Annotated in this window: 15 protein-coding genes; 6 read left to right on the plus strand and 9 right to left on the minus strand. The window is 69.8% G+C overall.

What is annotated here, in order from left to right:
- Positions 1-14: 14 nt before the first annotated feature.
- The 5 genes from ABZ297_RS20295 to ABZ297_RS20315 form a co-directional block, all read right to left on the minus strand.
- The gene (locus tag ABZ297_RS20295) at positions 15-827 is read right to left on the minus strand and encodes a carbohydrate ABC transporter permease (protein ID WP_355348084.1); all 813 of its coding nucleotides are present in this window, start codon (positions 825-827) and stop codon (positions 15-17) included.
- Entirely contained in the window at positions 820-1,746 is a 927-nt protein-coding gene (locus ABZ297_RS20300; RefSeq protein WP_355348087.1) for a sugar ABC transporter permease, read from the minus strand. Before ABZ297_RS20300 ends, ABZ297_RS20295 begins: the two co-directional genes overlap by 8 nt.
- A 2-nt stretch (positions 1,747-1,748) precedes the next feature.
- On the minus strand, positions 1,749-3,041 hold the full coding sequence (locus ABZ297_RS20305; RefSeq protein ID WP_355348090.1) for a sugar ABC transporter substrate-binding protein: 1,293 nt from the start codon (positions 3,039-3,041) through the stop codon (positions 1,749-1,751).
- 55 nt (positions 3,042-3,096) lie between these two features.
- Complete coding sequence (locus ABZ297_RS20310) at positions 3,097-4,236, minus strand: GntR family transcriptional regulator (protein WP_355348093.1); 1,140 nt, start codon at positions 4,234-4,236, stop codon at positions 3,097-3,099.
- A 162-nt stretch (positions 4,237-4,398) separates the two neighbouring features.
- The gene (locus tag ABZ297_RS20315; protein WP_355348096.1) at positions 4,399-6,606 is read right to left on the minus strand and encodes an Ig-like domain-containing protein; all 2,208 of its coding nucleotides are present in this window, start codon (positions 6,604-6,606) and stop codon (positions 4,399-4,401) included.
- Between the two features lie 105 nt (positions 6,607-6,711).
- Here ABZ297_RS20315 and ABZ297_RS20320 point away from each other — a divergent pair, with 105 nt between their 5' ends.
- Positions 6,712-6,942, plus strand: coding sequence for a hypothetical protein (locus ABZ297_RS20320; RefSeq protein ID WP_355348099.1), 231 nt, complete (start codon positions 6,712-6,714; stop codon positions 6,940-6,942).
- Between the two features lie 7 nt (positions 6,943-6,949).
- On the opposite strand, the gene ABZ297_RS20325 is transcribed toward ABZ297_RS20320, so the two are convergent.
- Both ABZ297_RS20325 and ABZ297_RS20330 read right to left on the minus strand, forming a co-directional pair.
- Positions 6,950-7,450 (minus strand): GNAT family N-acetyltransferase, encoded by a 501-nt coding sequence (locus tag ABZ297_RS20325; RefSeq protein WP_355348102.1) that lies wholly within the window; start codon positions 7,448-7,450, stop codon positions 6,950-6,952.
- Positions 7,451-7,496: 46 nt separating this feature from the next.
- A complete protein-coding gene (locus ABZ297_RS20330) occupies positions 7,497-7,721 on the minus strand; it encodes a hypothetical protein (protein ID WP_355348105.1) in 225 nt (74 codons plus the stop codon).
- A 101-nt stretch (positions 7,722-7,822) separates the two neighbouring features.
- Between ABZ297_RS20330 and ABZ297_RS20335 the strand changes: the two genes are divergently transcribed.
- The 4 genes from ABZ297_RS20335 to ABZ297_RS20350 all read left to right on the plus strand — a co-directional run bounded on the left by ABZ297_RS20335 (position 7,823) and on the right by ABZ297_RS20350 (position 12,255).
- The gene (locus ABZ297_RS20335) at positions 7,823-8,926 is read left to right on the plus strand and encodes a substrate-binding domain-containing protein (protein WP_355348108.1); all 1,104 of its coding nucleotides are present in this window, start codon (positions 7,823-7,825) and stop codon (positions 8,924-8,926) included.
- A gap of 64 nt (positions 8,927-8,990) precedes the next feature.
- The gene (locus ABZ297_RS20340) at positions 8,991-9,755 is read left to right on the plus strand and encodes an ATP-binding cassette domain-containing protein (protein WP_350809414.1); all 765 of its coding nucleotides are present in this window, start codon (positions 8,991-8,993) and stop codon (positions 9,753-9,755) included.
- The gene (locus ABZ297_RS20345; RefSeq protein ID WP_355348111.1) at positions 9,752-11,014 is read left to right on the plus strand and encodes an ABC transporter permease; all 1,263 of its coding nucleotides are present in this window, start codon (positions 9,752-9,754) and stop codon (positions 11,012-11,014) included. Before ABZ297_RS20340 ends, ABZ297_RS20345 begins: the two co-directional genes overlap by 4 nt.
- A gap of 35 nt (positions 11,015-11,049) precedes the next feature.
- Positions 11,050-12,255 (plus strand): ROK family transcriptional regulator, encoded by a 1,206-nt coding sequence (locus ABZ297_RS20350; protein ID WP_355348114.1) that lies wholly within the window; start codon positions 11,050-11,052, stop codon positions 12,253-12,255.
- Between the two features lie 8 nt (positions 12,256-12,263).
- On the opposite strand, the gene ABZ297_RS20355 is transcribed toward ABZ297_RS20350, so the two are convergent.
- Positions 12,264-13,064 (minus strand): neutral zinc metallopeptidase, encoded by an 801-nt coding sequence (locus ABZ297_RS20355; RefSeq protein WP_355348117.1) that lies wholly within the window; start codon positions 13,062-13,064, stop codon positions 12,264-12,266.
- A gap of 128 nt (positions 13,065-13,192) precedes the next feature.
- Positions 13,193-14,017, minus strand: coding sequence for a neutral zinc metallopeptidase (locus ABZ297_RS20360; protein ID WP_355348119.1), 825 nt, complete (start codon positions 14,015-14,017; stop codon positions 13,193-13,195).
- A 147-nt stretch (positions 14,018-14,164) separates the two neighbouring features.
- Between ABZ297_RS20360 and dxs the strand changes: the two genes are divergently transcribed.
- Positions 14,165-16,045, plus strand: coding sequence for a 1-deoxy-D-xylulose-5-phosphate synthase (dxs, locus tag ABZ297_RS20365; protein WP_355348148.1), 1,881 nt, complete (start codon positions 14,165-14,167; stop codon positions 16,043-16,045).
- The last annotated feature ends 38 nt before the right edge of the window (positions 16,046-16,083 follow it).

The raw sequence follows: 16,083 nt of genomic DNA on the forward strand, positions 1-16,083 counted from the left end.
TGGGATGAAGGGCGTCAGCCCTTGAGTCCCGCGGACATGGTTCCGCGGACGAAGTAACGCTGGGCCAGGATGAACACGACCAGCATCGGCAGCAGGCTCATCATCGCCGCAGCCGTGACGAGCTGGTCGTTCCCGACGAACTGGCCCTTGAGGCTCAGCACGCCGACCGGCAGCGTGTAGTTCTCGGGTGAGGTGAGATAGATGGTGGGTTCCAGCACGGCCTTCCACGAGGTGGTGAAGGTGAAGACCGCCAGCGTGGCCAGGGCCGGCTTGGCCAGCGGGAGGTGGACCCGCCAGAACACCTGCCAGGGATTGGCTCCGTCGAGGCCCGCGGCCTCCTCGAAGTCCTTGGGGATGCCGAGGAAGGTCTGCCGCATCAGGAAGATCCCGATGGGCGTGGCCAGCCAGTACGGCACGATGAGCGGCAGCAGCGTGTCCAGCCAGCCCAGCGAGCGGAACAGCAGGAAGTTCGGGACGATCGTGATGACGGTCGGCAGCATCATGGTCCCGAGTGCCATGGTGAGCAGCGTCTGCTTGCCCGGCAGGCGCATCCTGGCCAGGGCGTGGCCGACCATCGCGCTGGTCAGCACGTTGCCGGCCACGGCGAGGACCGCGATCACGAGGCTGTTGACGAGGTAGAGCCCGAACGGGGTACGCCGCCACACCTCCGGGTAGTTGTCCCACTGGACCGGATCGGGGATCCACACCGGTGGCACCTGGATGTACTGGGCGAAGCTCTTGAGCGAGTTCCCGAGTGCCGCCACGAACGGCACCAGCATGACGAGGGCGCCCGCGAGCACCAGCACGTAGGAGATGGTTCTACGCATAGTGCACCCACCTGCGCTGGAGACGGAACTGCACCAGCGTGAGCGCGAGGACCAGCACGAACAGCACCCACGCGATCGCCGAGGCGTAGCCCATCTGGAAGAACTGGAAGCCCTGCCGGTAGAGGTAGAGCACGGTCAGCTCGCTCGCCCCGTGGGGACCTCCGTCGGTCATCACGAAGACCTGCTCGAACGACTGCAGCGTCTCGATGGAGGTCAGCACCAACACCAGGAAGGTGGTGCCGGAGACGCCGGGCAGGGTGATGTACCGGAACCGGTTCCAGGCCGACGCGCCGTCGATCTTCGCCGCCTCGTAGCGCTCCTCGGGGATGGCCTGCAGGCCCGCGAGGAAGAGCACCATCATGTAGCCGACCCCCTTCCACACCGCGACGGCCGCGAGCGTGGGGATCACCAGCGCGGGGTCCTGCAACCAGTTCTCGGCGGGCAGCCCAAACCAGCCGAGCACCTGGTTGGCGAGGCCGGTCTGCGGGTTGAAGACCGCGTCGGCGACGTACGCGACGACCACCCACGAGGAGACGACGGGTACGAAGTAGGCCGCGCGGAACAGGGCCATGCCGCGCAGCCGCTGGTTGAGCGCGATCGCCAGGGCCAGGGCCAGCGCCGTCTGGGTCGGCACGAACAGCACGGCGAAGTACGCGGTGTTGCCCAGCGTCTGCCAGAAGACGCCGTCGCTGAAGAGCCGGGTGAAGTTGCCGAATCCGACGAACCTGGGCGAGGACATCAGGTCGTAGTCGGTCATGCTGAAGACGAGCGAGGCCAGCAGCGGCCAGGCGGCCAGCACGACCAGGTGGAGCAGGTAGGGCGAGGCGAAGGCGAACGCCCAGGCCCGCTCTCCCGCGTGCCGTTTCCGGGCGGGCGGCCGCGGTTCCGCGGCCGCCTTCCCCAGTGGTCTGGTGAGCATCGTCACTGCGTCTGCCCCGCATGGAAGCGGTCGATGACCTCCTGTGCCTCCTTCTGCCCGGCCTCCAGCGCGGTGGCGACGGGCGCGGCACCCGACAGCGCCTCGTTCATCCGCTTGGCCAGGGCCTCGGTGTACTCCGACCACACGGCGTTGGTGCCGAGGTCGGTGGCCGCGTCGAGCGACTCGAGGAACGCCTTGCTCTGCTCGGCGGGAAGGGCCGAGGAGGCGACCTGCTTGTTGATCGGGATCGCCTCGCCGAGTTCGGCCCACTTGCGCTGCGGGCCCTCACCGGCGAAGAACGTGATCCACTTCCACGCCGCGTCGGCCTGCGCCGCCGAGGCCGCCTTGCTGACCACCCACGAGTTGACGATCGCGACGTTGCCGCGGCCGGCCGGCCCCTTCGGCATCGGCGCGACACCGAAGTCGACGCCCGCGCTCTTCGCGGACAGGGTGCGGGCGTAGATGCCGTAAGACATCGCGACCCGGCCGGTGGCGAAGAGCGTGTGGACGACGCCCTTGCCGAGGGCCTCCGTGGTCGCGTAGTCGGGGGCGAAGCCGTCCTTGCCCATCGCGGCGAGCATCCAGTCGAGCGCGGCGGTGGACTGCGGGCTGTTGACGACCACCTTGCGGTTGCCTTCGGTGACGATGTCGCCGCCGTACGCCTTGATGATGGGCCACCAGCTCTCGGTGAAGCCCGGCGAGTAGGCGCGGAACCCGTACGTGTCGGGCTTGCCGTCGCCGTTGGTGTCCTTGGTGAGCTTCTTGGCCGCGGCGGCGAGGTCGTCGTAGGTCCAGTCCGCCGTCGGCTCGGCGACCTTGGCCTCGGCGAACATCTTCTTGTTGTAGAACAGCACCGGTGTCTGGGCGCCCTGCGGGAAGCCGTAGATCCGGCCCTTGGCGTCCTTGTTCAGCTCGATGCCGGAGTAGTCGGCGGCGTTGACGGTGCTGACCCGGTCGGTCAGGTCGGTGAGGGCGCCGCGCGCGGCGAACTCCTGCACCAGCACGCCGTCGGACAGCCACACCTGCGGCGCCTGGCCGCCGGCGATCTGGGTCCGCAGCCGCTCGAAGAACTTGACGTACGGCGCGACCTCCAGCTCCACCTTGATCGACGGGTTGGCGGCCGAGAACTCCTTGACGAGTTCCCGCATGGTCGTGTCGGCGGGGTCTCCCGCCGCCGCGTAGAAGCCGAGTCGCAGGGTGGCCGCTCCGGAGTCGTCGGCCGAGCCGCCACACGACGTCGTGCCGGCGACCGTGAGCACGGCCACCGCGGCGGCGGCGAGCATGCGCACTCTCATGAGGTCCTCCAACAGGAAAAGGGGGGGAAGGGGGGTGAGGGGATGAAGGCCGGCGTCACATGGGGACGCGGACCTCGACGAGGGTGCCGGAGGCGGCTCCGCAGGAGGCCCGTACGGCCAGGCGAGGCTGCAGCACGACACGGCAGATCGGGGCGACGGGACCGAGCTCGACCCGGCGGAGCAGCAGCTCGGTCGCCATGCGGCCGACTTCTGCCTTGGGCGGGGACACCGCCGTGAGCGGCACCTCGGCCAGGTCGGCGACCTCGTCGTCGTAGGCGACCAGGGCGATGTCGTCGGGGACGGTCAGGCCGACCCGGCGCAGGTAGGGCAGGAGCGCGGTGGCCTCGCGGTCTCCGAGGCACACCACCGCGCGCACCTTCTCGGTGACCAGCGAGTTGGCGTAGGCCAGCATGTCGGGCCCGGTCCAGACGGGCTGCCGGGCCACCGCCTCAGGGATCTCCGGCAGGCCCAGGTCGGTGACGGCCTGGCGGTATCCCGCGAAGACCTCCTCGGAGGTGGCGGTGCCGATTCGGCCGAGGTAGCCGATCCGGCTCCGGCCGAGCCCGCTGAGGTGCTGGACCGCCGCGTAGCCGCCGCCGTGCACGTCGGTGCAGACGTAGGACGTGGGGTCGGCCGGGCGGGGGTCGGCCGGCCGGCGTTCCACCAGCACGTACGGCACGGTCAGCTCGCGCAGGCGGGCCAGGTGCGCGGCGGGGTCCGCGGCGAGGTGCAGGTTGGGCACCAGCAGCAGACCCGCGACCCCGACGTCGACGAGCTGCTGGATCTGCGCGAGCTCGACGCCGGGGTCGTAGTTGGAGCACGCGAGCACGAGCTGGACTCCCGCGGCGGTGGCCGCCCGCTCGATGCCCTGGACGACCTGGGGGAAGTAGTAGGTGGTCGACGGGACGAGCGCGCCGATGAGCCGCGGCCTGGCCTCGGTGGTGCCTGAGGGTCTGCCCGAGGTGGTCACTCTGGCGGTCACGAACGTGCCCGACCCCTGCCGACGCCGGACGAGCCCCTCCTCGACCAGGAGGTCGACCGCGCGGCGCACGGTGTTGACCCCGACCGTGTAGGTCTGTGCCAGTTCGGACTCGGTCGGCAGCCTGCCGCCGACCGGCCAGCGGCCCTGCACGATCTCCTGCCGCAGGCGTGCCGCGAGAGTGCGGTATCGCCTTCCCTTTGGGAGGGAATTCATTCCGTCAGGTGGCTCCATAACGGGATTCTTCTCGTCATATCGGGGCGATGTCAATGACGAATTCATCTCTAATTCTGCAGAAAAGAGGGATGAATTCCTTCCCTTTAGATAGCAGCGCAGAGCCGCCTCAGGCGGGAGGCGGCCCTGCGGGCAGCGGGGTCGTCACCACTGGGCGGAGACGTCCCTGTCCCGGTCATAGGCGCCGGCCCAGTAGCGGCCGGGAGCGGTCAGCCGGTGCCCCGCGAACCCGACCTGGCCCGTCGGCTGTACCAAGGCCTCGGACGTCGCGGTGGCCCAGCCGTCGGCGTCCGCGGTCACCGTCACGTAGCGCCCCGCGGAGAAGGTGAACCGCCCGCGCACCGTGGCGGCCACCGGCTCACCGGTCGTCTTGTCCACGACGCGCAGCCGCACTCGCGCCGCGCCGCCCTCAAGCTTGACGGTCATCGACTCCACCACCATCGGGCGCAGGTCGGTGCTCCCGGTCGTCACCGAGACGGGATCCGACGCGGGGCCGCGGTGTCCGGCCACGTCCACGGGCACGACCCGGTAGGTGTAGGCGGTGCCGGGCAGCAGCCCGGTGTCGGTGTAGGTCAGGCCGCGCGCCCGGCCGGCGAGGGTGCCGGGTCCGGGAGTGAAGCCCGGCTCCACCGACCGATGCACCTCGTAGAAGCCGACCTCGGCGTCGTCGTGGGCCCGCCCGTAGGTCAGGTCGGCCGTGGAGTGGTCGAACGCGACGGCCTTCGGCGGCGAGTCGACGCCCGTGGGCGGCCCGGAGTCGGCGGGCGGCGCGGGCCACTTCGCCGAGGGGCCCCAGATCGTGGGCAGTTCCCGATAGGAGTCGTAGTGGTGGAGCGCCACCCCGGCGAAGGCGGGGCTGTCCGAGAACGCCCCGTAGACCTTCGCCAGCTCCGCCTCCATCGCGTCCCTGCCCTGCTCGCGGAAGGTGATGGTGTGCGGGTCGCCGCTGGTCGCGATGTCCAGGGTCTCCACCCCGATCACCACTGAGAGCGGCTTGCCGATGCGCTCGGCGTAGGCGATCTCACCCTCGGCCTGCGCGATGATGCCGGCGCTGCCGTCCGCCTGGTCCCGGTAATCCATGATCGCGATGTAGTCCGTCATGTCCTGGATGTGCTCGGCCATGGTACGGGTGGTCCCGCCGTACGGGACGTCCGTGCAGCAGGCGGAGGTGTCCAGCCACCGGGGCACGGCGGGGCCGAACAGCAGGGGCTGCCCGGACGCGTCCCGGCGCGCGATCATCGCCCGCAGCGTGTCCAGCCACTGGATCTGCACGTCGGGCTTGGCGCTCCCGAACCAGGGCAGGCTGTACGGCTCGATGTCGACGTTGATCCCGTCGAAGCGCTCGGCCAGCGCCGACGAGAGGTTGTAGTCGAGAACCCGCTCCATCTCCCTGACCGCGCGGTCGCGATATCGGGAGAGCGCGCCGAGATAGGGCGGCCGCGTCCCGCCGGCCACCGTGGCGTGCACGTTCATCCCCCGGCGATGCGCCCAGGCCACGAGGTCGCGCAGCTCGGAGCGGGCGTCCTCGATCATGTCGCGACCGGCGTAGGTGTCCACTCCCAGGTAGATCGTCGAGCCGGGCGCCAGCACGGTCTCCAGCAGGCGGCGCGATCCCGGGTTGAGCACCAGGTTGTAGGAGGCCTTCTCCCAGATCCACATCGCCCGGTCCTGTCGGTGTCGCACCGGGCGCTCCTTCTTCGCCGCGCCGAGCGCCACGTACCGGGTGGCCGACCTGGACACGTTGCCGCGCGCGTCGACCGCCTCCGCCTCCAGGCTCGCCATGACGTCGCCGTACTTCGCCGGATCCACCAGCGTCACGTACCGCCCGTTCGCGCCGGAGGCGTTCTTCCATGGGCCGCCGTTGACCCGGACCCGCACCGAACGCACGTCCGCGCCGGTGACGTTCACCTGCAGCGTCGCGGGCCTGGTGAGCCTCGCCCCATCGGCGGGCTCGGCGATCGACACCTTCGGCGCCCTGGCGCGCGGGTTGTCCACACGCAGCGTCAGTGGTTTCGACCACGTGCCGTAGCGCGTCGCCGCGTCCGTCGCCTTGGCGTAGATCTCGATCTCGCCGTCCATCTCGCTGGTGTCCAGGTCATAGGACCAGGCGCCGGAGTCGTCGGCGTCCGGATCGCTCACCCTGGCGCGCTCGATCCGCTCGCCGTTCACCACGATGTTCACGTCGTACGCCCCGGTGAACCGTCCGGCGAGCCGTACGACGCCCTGGGCTGTCTCGGAGGAGTCGATCACCACCGATGACGGCTCATCCGCATGGGCGGCGGCCGGTATGGCCGCCGTGCCCGCCAGGGCCAGCACGAGAGTGCCGGCGATCCGCAAGAGCCCTACACGCATGAAGAAGCCACCTCCACAGGAATGAATTTATGCCGAATTGCGAAATATCCGGACAAAGGAATCCGTGAGATGGCGAAACAATAACCCCGAACTAATGGCAGAAAAATGGCAGGAATTCATGCCCGGTCCTGCCTGCGCGGCAGCGAAGCCGGTGCCCGAGACGGCCTTGGCGAGGTCGTCGACGTCGAGGAGGGCGGCAAGTCCTCCACCGCTGAGGTCAGCGTGGCGGTCCTGGCGGTGGCCGCTCAGTGGGGGGGCGGAACGCGTATCGCGACCTTCCTGGCGCAGGGGCGGGGCACGTTCACCACGGGCCCCGCCGCTTACACTCCCGCTTGATCCCTGGTCAGGCGGTGGTGAAGGAGATCCACACGTCCGGGGGCACGTCGGGCCGGTTCGGCACGGGCCGGCGTTCCTCCGTCCACGCGTCACCGGCGATCTCGGTGGCGACGCGCCGCCAGAAAGCGACGGCCGCCGTGTTCGAGTCCTGGAAGGCGATCTTCCAGGGGCCGGGGTGCCGGGAGATCACCTCCCGCACAACTTTCATCCCGATCCCGGACCGGCGCGCGCCGCGTACCACGAAGAAGCTGTTCAGCACGCGCGCCGGGCCGGACAGCGCGCGCACGAACGAGAACCCGACAGGCCGGTCGCCGCTGGTGAACAGGTAGGTCGCCCAGTCGTCGTCCTCGAACGCCGAGCGTAGCCGGTCGCTGTGATAGGTGGCGTCGGGGCTGGGCAGCCCGCCCTGGAACTCCGCCATGTCATGCCGGAACATGAGCCAGAGCCGTTCGACGGCGAGGCGGTCCGCAGTGCCCGCGGGCCGCACGGTTGTCTGAAAAGTGGTCATACAAACACTTTCCGGCCGGATGCAACATCCGGCCGGAAAGGTAAAGCTAGCAGATCCCGATCACGGCGTGACGGCCGTGCTGCCCGTGACCGGGGCGCGACCGGTAGAGCGCCCTGGCCACCTGCGGGAACAGCCGCTTCGGGTGGTCGCGGAACATCGGCTCGGTGCCGAACAGCACCCTGACCTCACCCCAGCCCAACCATCGCGTCTCAGCGTCGTCGAACCGCCCGGACAGGTTGACCCGACGTTTCTGGATTGTTACCGGGAACAACAAACTACCCCTTCGACGCCTCTTCACAAGCCGTCCGTGGCGGAATACGTTGCCGCACACAACATTCATTCGGGGCTCCTCCGGAGAAAGGACCCTGCACCATGCGCAAGGGGATCCTCAGCCTGACCGCCACGGCCGCCGCGCTGACCCTCGGTCTCACCGCCTGTGGGGGCGGCGGCGGCCAGGGTGGCACCACCACCGCACAGAACTCGCAGAAGCCGGGGAAGGTCGGCGTCATCCTGCCTGACAGCAAGTCCTCGGCCCGCTGGGAGACGGCGGACCGCAAGTACCTGGAAGAGGCGTTCAAGGCCGCTGGAGTCGCCTACGACATCCAGAACGCGCAGAACGACAAGACCGCCTTCCAGACCATCGCCGACCAGATGATGACCAACGGCGCGACCGTCCTGATGATCGTGAACCTCGACAGCGGCACCGGCAAGACGGTGATCGACAAGGCCAGGTCGCAGGGTGTGGCGACCATCGACTACGACCGGCTGACGCTGGGCGGCGGCGCCGCCTACTACGTCAGCTTCGACAACACGAAGGTCGGCACCCTGCAGGGCGAGGGCCTGGCCAAGTGCCTGGCCGACAAGAAGGCCAGCAAGCCGATCGTGGCCTATCTCAACGGTTCGCCCACCGACAACAACGCCACCTTGTTCAAGGCGGGCTACGACGGCGTACTGAAGCCGAAGTTCGACTCCGGCGAGTACGTCAAGGGCCCCGACCAGGCCGTCCCCGAGTGGGACAACACGCAGGCGGGCACGATCTTCGAGCAGATGCTCACCAGCCAGCCGAAGATCGCCGGGGTGCTAGCCGCCAACGACGGGCTCGGCAACGCCGCCATCACCGTGCTGAAGAAGAACAACCTCAACGGCAAGGTGCCGGTCACCGGCCAGGACGCCACCGTCCAGGGGCTGCAGAACATCCTCGCGGGCGACCAGTGCATGACCGTGTACAAGGCGGTCAAGAAGGAGGCCGACGCCGGGGCCAAGCTCGCCGTCGCGCTGGCCAAGGGTGAGAAGCCCACGGCGAGCGGCAGCGTCAAGGACCCGCAGACCGGCCAGGACGTGCCGTCCGAGCTGCTCGAACCGCAGGCCATCACCCTGGACAACGTCAAGGACGTCGTGGCCGACGGCTACGTCACCAAGCAGGAGCTGTGCACGGGCGACTTCGCCGCCAAGTGCACGGAGGCCGGAATCCAGTAGAAGCGGCACAGGGTACGGTTGCCGCCCGAGCGCAGGCGGCCGTACCCCTCCTAGAGGGAGCCTCATGACCCCCCTGCTTGAAGCGCGCGGGATCGACAAGAGCTTCGGTCCCGTCCAGGTCCTGCACAACGTGTCCTTCTCCGCCTACGCCGGAGAGGTCGCCGCGCTGGTCGGCGACAACGGCGCGGGCAAGTCGACGCTGGTCAAGTGCATCGGCGGCAGCTATCCGATCGACGCGGGCGAGATCCTCTTCGACGGGCGCCCCGTCCAGGTGAACACCCCGCGCGACGCGGGCGAGCTGGGCATCGAGATCGTCTACCAGGATCTCGCGCTCTGCGACAACCTCGACATCGTCCAGAACATGTTCCTCGGCAGGGAGCGCCGCAGCGGGCTCGTCCTGGACGAGGACACCATGGAGGAACTGGCCGAGAAGACGCTCAACGGCCTGTCGGTGCGTACCGTGAAATCCATCAGGCAGCAGGTCTCCAGCCTGTCGGGCGGCCAGCGGCAGACCGTCGCCATCGCCAAGGCCGTCCTGTGGAACAGCAAGGTCGTCATCCTTGACGAGCCGACCGCGGCGCTGGGCGTCGCCCAGACGGCGCAGGTGCTGGAGCTGGTGCGCAGGCTCGCCGACACGGGGCTCGCGGTCGTGCTCATCTCCCACAACATGAACGACGTGTTCGCCGTCTCCGACCGGATCGCGGCGCTCTACCTCGGCAGGATGGCCGCCCAGGTCAGGACCGCCGACGTGACGCACGCCCAGGTGGTCGAGCTGATCACCTCCGGCCGCAGCGGTGACCTCGGACTCAGGAACGGGGTCACCCCATGAGCAAAGTGAAGGAACTGCCCGGCGAGGCGCTCGTCACGGCCGTCAGGTCGCCGTCGATCGCCAACAGCTCCCGCGCCTACGTGGAGCGGGTGCGCGGCGGCGACATGGGTGCGCTGCCGGCCGTGCTCGGCCTGGTCGTGCTCTGCACGGCCTTCGCCGTCGCCCGTCCCAGCTTCCTCACTGCGATCAACTTCGCCAACCTGTTCACCCAGGGCGCGGCGGTCACCGTGATCGCGATGGGCCTGGTGTTCGTGCTGCTGCTCGGCGAGATCGACCTGTCGGCGGGGTTCACCAGCGGCGTGTGCGCCGCGGTCCTGGCGGTGACGCTGACCAACATGGGGCTGCCGTGGTACGTCTCGGTGGCGGCGGCGATCCTCAGCGGCGTGGTCATCGGGACGGCCCTCGGCACGCTGGTGGCCAAGGTGGGCATCCCGTCGTTCGTGGTGACGCTGGCCGCGTTCCTCGCCTTCCAGGGCCTCGCCCTGGTGCTGGTGGACGAGGGCACGAACATCTCCATCAACGACCCGGTCATCAGGGCGGTCGCGCAGAAGAACCTGCCGCCCGCGCTGGGCTGGGCGCTGTACGCGGTCTGCGTCGCGGGCTACGCCGGGGTCCAGCTCACGCGGGCGCGCAGGCGGGCCAGGCGGGGGCTGGTCTCGGAGCCGCTCTCGCTGATCGCCGCCAGGGGCGGCGCGCTCGCGGTCATCGCCGGCCTCGCGGTGTACGTCCTCAACCTGGAGCGCAGCTTCAACCCGCAGCTCACGTCGCTCACCGGCGTGCCCATCGTGGTGCCCGTGATCCTCGGGCTGCTGCTGGCGTGGACGTTCGTGCTCCGCCGCACCGCGTTCGGACGGCACATCTACGCGGTCGGCGGCAGCGCGGAGGCGGCACGCAGGGCCGGCATCGCCGTGGACCGGATCAAGATCACCGCGTTCGTGATCTGCTCCTCGATGGCCGCCGTCGGCGGCGTCATCGCCGCGTCCAGGGCCAGCTCGGTGGACCCGAACACGGGCGGCAGCTCGGTGCTGCTGTACGCGGTCGGCGCGGCCGTGATCGGCGGCACGAGCCTGTTCGGCGGCAAGGGGCGGGTCCTGGACGCCGTGCTCGGCGGCGCGGTCATCGCGGTCATCGACAACGGGATGGGCCTGATGCAGTACGGTGCGAGCGTCAAGTACCTGGTCACCGGGTTCGTCCTGCTGCTCGCCGCGGGTGTCGACGCCCTGGCGCGCAAACGGGCGGCTGCCGCTGGTCTAAGGTGATCAGCGACTTCCAGCCGTCCAAGGAACCTCAGACGATGCGTGCCGGCCCCTCTCAGGAGGACATCAGGCGCCACAACCTCGGCGCGCTGCTGCGCCATGTCCATCTGAGCGGGCCGATCTCGCGGGCCGAGCTGACCTCGCGGATGGGCCTGAACCGCAGCACGATCATGGCCCTGACCTCCGACCTCACCGCCGCCGGGCTGGTGAGGGAGGAGCTGCCGCGCGAGACGGGCCGCGCCGGGCGGCCGTCGCTGGTGGTGCGTCCCGAGTCGGCGCGGGTGTACGTGTTCGCCTTCGACGTCGGTCCCGACCGGATCGCGGTGGCGCGCGTCGGCCTGGGCGGGGTGATCCTCGACCGCAGGGTGGCGGCCCGCCGCCGCGGCCCGTTCGAGCTGGACGAGCTGGCCGGCACGCTGTCCGGGGTCGCCAGGCAGATGCGCCGCAGGACCAGGGCCGACACGGTCTGCGTCGGCGTGGCGGCCGCGGTGTCGGGAGGCGTGCGCAAGGGCGACGGCGTGATCAGGTTCGGCCCGAACCTGCTGGCCGAGGAGGTGCCGTTCGGCGAGGAGCTGGGCCGCAGGCTGGGCCTCGGGCTGCCGGTCAGCGTGGGCAACGACGCGAACCTGGCGGCGCTGGCCGAGCACAGCAGGGGTGTCGGCGCGGGCGTCCGCGACCTCGTCTACCTGCACGGTGACGTCGGCATCGGCGGCGGCATCATCGCGGGCGGCCACCTGCTCGGCGGGCACGAGGGGTACGGCGGTGAGGTCGGGCACATGGTCGTCAACCCGGGCGGGCGCGCCTGCGGCTGCGGCTCGCGCGGCTGCCTGGAGGCCGAGGTGGGGGAGCGGGCGCTGCTGGAGTCGGCGGGCCGGCTGGTGGGGGAGCAGTACGGGCGCGACGCGGTCCGCGCGGTCGTCGACGCCGCCGACAGGGGCGACATCGTGGCGCAGGAGGCGCTGAGCCGGGTGGGCTACTGGCTCGGGCTGGGCGTGTCGAACCTGGTCAACATCTTCAACCCGGAGATGGTGATCTTCGGGGGGGTGCTGCGGGAGGTCTATCTCGGCTCGGCGGCCCAGGTGCGCAGCCAGCTCGCGCTGAACGCGATGGCGCCGCAGCGGGAGCGGCTGCGGCTGCGCACCTCGGCCCTGGCCGACGACGCGACCCTCGTCGGCGCCGCCGAGCTGGCCTTCTCCAACGTCCTGGCCGACCCTCTGGAGGTCCTGGCGAGGGCCGGCGGGTAGAACCTGCGCTAGGAGACGTCGGCTCTGGCGGCGGTCCAGGTGTTGCAGGAGCGGGCCGAGCCGCGGCTGTAGCCGCGGTCCTGCCAGTAGGCGAGGTTGGCCGGCCTGCCGTGGATCTTGCTCTCGCCGGCCCTGCTGACGGCGTCCACCCACTGCTCCCAGGTGATCCCGGGGTCGATCGAGTCCAGCGTGGCGCTGTAGAAGACGCCGGCGAAGCACTCGGCCTGCATCTCCAGGCGGTGGCTGAGGATCGTGCGGGCGCTGCCCGAGGCGCGCCAGTACAGCACGTTCTGCGCGTCCAGCATGCCGGTGAGCTCCTGCACGTGGTGCCCCCATTCGTGCGCGACGGAGTGCGCGATGTTCATCCTGAACGGGTCCCGCAGGTCGCGCTTCATGATCCGGATCGCGATCGTGCGCTGGGCCGGGCAGTACTGCGCGCCGTTGCTGGTGATCTTCCCGCAGACCGAGCCGCTGCCGGTCGTGATGGCGATCTTCGGCGGGCTGTAGCGCATGCCCGCCGCCCGGAACCTGGTGGCCCAGAAGCGGTTGGCGCAGGCGGCCATCGCCCGGTGGAAGGTCTCGAGCGAGGCCGCGCTGCCCTCGCGGATCGCGGGGATCGCGCACGACAGCGTCGACGCGGTTCCCGAGCGGTAGATCTTGTTCTTGGTGAGCACGGACGGGAGCACGGACGGGAGCGCGGCGGGCGCGGCCACCGGAGCCGTGGTGGGCACCGTCGCCGCATGGGCGGTGCCGGACAACGCCAGGCCCGCCACCATGCACACAGACGCTGCGATAAGGGGGATACGCACGATCGCGGATCTTAGACCACCACATGCGGCGGCGTTAGCCCATTTTTGCGGTAGCTCGTCCGGAATGCAGTGCGGCCCGCGCCGAGACCGGCGCGGGCCGCATGGGCGAGCAGTTGCGGAGCTGGACGTCAGGAGACGGCGCGCGCCGAGGCCGTCCAGGTGTTGCAGGCGCCCGGCGAACCGGAGCTGAAGCCGCGGTTCATCCACGCAGCCTGGGTCGGGCCGCGACCGTGGTCGTTCTGCGGCCAGCCCTTGGCGCCGTTCTTGCGGAACCAGTCGACGGTGTAGTCCCACTCGCCCGGGTCGACCGGCAGGGTGTCCCGGACCGTGTTCATGAAGACCGAGGAGAAGCACTCGGCCTGCAGCTCGGACCGGCGGGACAGCTGGAGCTGGGCGGACTTGCCCGCGCTGTTCCTGGCGGCCCAGTAGTAGTTCCAGATGCCGGACTGGGACTGGACGTGGTGACCGTACTCGTGCGCCATCAGGCGGGTGATGCCCAGGGCGAACGGGTTACGGAGCTGCGACCGGGTGATCAGCATGTACATCGTGCGGTCGGTGGAGCAGTAGATGCCGTCGGCACCGGCGCTCCACGGGCCGCAGGGGGTGCGCACCTTGCTGGTGATGATGCGGAGCCTCGGCTTGCTGAACGTCAGCCCGGCCTTGCGGAACTGGGTGCTCCAGGACCGGTTCAGGCAGTCGGTGACGCGCGTCAGGAAGCGCTTGTAGGCGCTTGTGCTGCCCTTCGGAAGACTACCGGGCGAGCAGTTGGAACTGGCGAGCCGTCCGGTCCGGTACAGCGGGTTGGCAGTCGCGGCGGCCTTGCCACGCGGCGGCGCCGCCTGCTGCTGGGCCTGCTGGACCTGCTGGACTGGTTGTGCTTCAGCCGACGCCGTGCCCACGCCCGCCAGGGCGACAACCACCCCGGCGGCCATAAGGGACGTTAGCTTCTTCATGGGGAGAGCGTTCATAGTGGTGAAAAGACTAGGTCAAGATCGGACAAATATGGGTGCATTTGACTCGATGCAGTCAGCGTGGCGTCCGCGAACTAGACTCGACGCGTCGGCGAACAAGAGCAGAGGGGAACGGGATCCGTGAGCGGGTTGCTGGGCTCAGTCAAGGGACCGCACGACGTCAAACGGCTCGCAGCGGAGGAGCTACCGCAGCTGGCGGAGGAGATCCGTGACCTGCTCATCGACGCCTGCTCCAGGTTCGGCGGCCACCTAGGCCCGAACCTGGGTGTGGTGGAACTCACAATCGCCCTGCACCGCGTCTTCGACTCCCCGGCCGACCCCATCGTCTGGGACACCGGCCACCAGGCGTACGTGCACAAACTCCTGACGGGCCGGGCCACGGGCTTCGAGGCGCTCAAGCAGGAGGGCGGCCTGTCCGGCTATCCCAGCCAGGCCGAGTCCGAGCACGACTTCGTCGAGAACTCGCACGCCTCCACCGCCCTGTCCTACGCCGACGGCCTGGCCAAGGCGTTCAAGCTGCGCGGCGAGCGCGACCGCACCGTGGTCGCGGTGATCGGCGACGGCGCGCTGACCGGCGGCATGGCCTGGGAGGCGCTCAACAACATCGCCGCGGTCAAGGACCTTCCGGTGGTCATCGTCGTCAACGACAACGGCCGCTCCTACTCGCCCACGATCGGCGGCCTCGCCTCCCATCTGTCCAAGCTGCGGGTCAACCGCCGCTACGAGGACGTGCTGGAGTACGTCAAGGACAAGCTCGGCAACGTACCGGTGCTCTACGACGCGCTGCACGGCATCAAGAAGGGCGTCAAGGACGCCATCGCCCCGCAGGTCATGTTCGAGGACCTCGGCCTGAAGTACGTCGGCCCCATCGACGGCCACGACGAGCAGGCCATGGAGGCGGCACTGCGCAAGGCCCGCGGCTTCGGCGGCCCGGTCATCGTGCACGCGCTCACCCAGAAGGGCCGCGGCTACTCCCCGGCGGAGAACCACGACGAGGACCAGTTCCACGGCCCCGGCCCGTTCGACAAGATCACCGGCATGGAGAAGCCCAAGGGCCGCATCTGGACCAACGTGTTCAGCGAGGAACTGGTCAGGCTCGGCAAGGAGCGTGAAGACCTCGTGGCGATCACGGCCGCCATGCTCCACCCGACCGGCCTGGCCGCCTTCGCCGAGGCCTACCCCGAGCGCATCTACGACGTCGGCATCGCCGAGCAGCACGCGCTCACCAGCGCCGCCGGCCTGGCGCTCGGCGGCATGCACCCCGTCGTCGCCGTCTACGCGACCTTCCTCAACCGCGCCTTCGACCAGCTCCTCATGGACGTCGCCCTGCACCGGCTGCCCGTCACCGTGGTGCTCGACCGCGCCGGCGTCACCGGCGACGACGGCGCCAGCCACAACGGCATGTGGGACCTGTCGATCCTGCAGGTGATCCCCGGCCTGCGGATCGCCGTGCCGCGCGACGGCGACCGGCTGACGGAGCTGCTGAACGAGGCCGTGGCCGTCTCCGACGCCCCGACCGTGCTGCGCTTCCCCAAGGGCCCGGTCGCCGAGCCCCTGGAGGCGGTCGGCAAGCTGGGCGAGATGGACGTGCTCAGGGCGGGCGACGCCGACGTGCTGCTCGTCGGCGTGGGCCCGATGGCGCAGGTCTGCATGGACGCCGCCGTCCTGCTCGACGCGCAGGGCATCTCGGCGACCGTGGTCGACCCGCGCTGGGTCAAGCCGCTCGACGAGGCGCTCGCCCTGGCGGCGAGCGCGCACAAACTGGTCGCGGTCGTCGAAGACAACGGCCGGGTCGGCGGCGTCGGCGACGCGGTGGCCCGTCTGCTGCGCGACCACGACGTGGACGTCCCGGTACGCACCTACGGCATCCCGCAGCGCTTCCTCGACCACGCCAAGCGCGCCAAGATCCTCGGTCAGATCGGCCTGACCGGCCAGGACCTCGCCCGCGAGATCACCGAGGCGGTCGCCAAGCGCAGCACCTCCGTCGAGAACCAGCCCGCACGCCGCTGAAACAGGCATGATCACAGCCGGTGAGGGCAGATCACCGG

Origin of the sequence: Nonomuraea sp. NPDC005983, assembly GCF_040614375.1 — a bacterium.
In the GTDB taxonomy this organism is placed as follows: Bacteria; Actinomycetota; Actinomycetes; order Streptosporangiales; family Streptosporangiaceae; genus Nonomuraea.

Excerpts from the sequence above, each read along its gene's own strand:
- ABZ297_RS20295 (WP_355348084.1), bottom strand. The coding sequence starts at position 827 with ATGCGTAGAACCATCTCCTACGTGCTGGTGCTCGCGGGCGCCCTCGTC.
- ABZ297_RS20300 (WP_355348087.1), bottom strand. The coding sequence starts at position 1,746 with ATGCTCACCAGACCACTGGGGAAGGCGGCCGCGGAACCGCGGCCGCCC.
- ABZ297_RS20305 (WP_355348090.1), bottom strand. The coding sequence starts at position 3,041 with ATGAGAGTGCGCATGCTCGCCGCCGCCGCGGTGGCCGTGCTCACGGTC.
- ABZ297_RS20310 (WP_355348093.1), bottom strand. The coding sequence starts at position 4,236 with ATGAATTCCCTCCCAAAGGGAAGGCGATACCGCACTCTCGCGGCACGC.
- ABZ297_RS20315 (WP_355348096.1), bottom strand. The coding sequence starts at position 6,606 with ATGCGTGTAGGGCTCTTGCGGATCGCCGGCACTCTCGTGCTGGCCCTG.
- ABZ297_RS20320 (WP_355348099.1), top strand. The coding sequence starts at position 6,712 with ATGGCAGGAATTCATGCCCGGTCCTGCCTGCGCGGCAGCGAAGCCGGT.
- ABZ297_RS20325 (WP_355348102.1), bottom strand. The coding sequence starts at position 7,450 with ATGACCACTTTTCAGACAACCGTGCGGCCCGCGGGCACTGCGGACCGC.
- ABZ297_RS20335 (WP_355348108.1), top strand. The coding sequence starts at position 7,823 with ATGCGCAAGGGGATCCTCAGCCTGACCGCCACGGCCGCCGCGCTGACC.
- ABZ297_RS20340 (WP_350809414.1), top strand. The coding sequence starts at position 8,991 with ATGACCCCCCTGCTTGAAGCGCGCGGGATCGACAAGAGCTTCGGTCCC.
- ABZ297_RS20345 (WP_355348111.1), top strand. The coding sequence starts at position 9,752 with ATGAGCAAAGTGAAGGAACTGCCCGGCGAGGCGCTCGTCACGGCCGTC.
- ABZ297_RS20350 (WP_355348114.1), top strand. The coding sequence starts at position 11,050 with ATGCGTGCCGGCCCCTCTCAGGAGGACATCAGGCGCCACAACCTCGGC.
- ABZ297_RS20360 (WP_355348119.1), bottom strand. The coding sequence starts at position 14,017 with ATGAAGAAGCTAACGTCCCTTATGGCCGCCGGGGTGGTTGTCGCCCTG.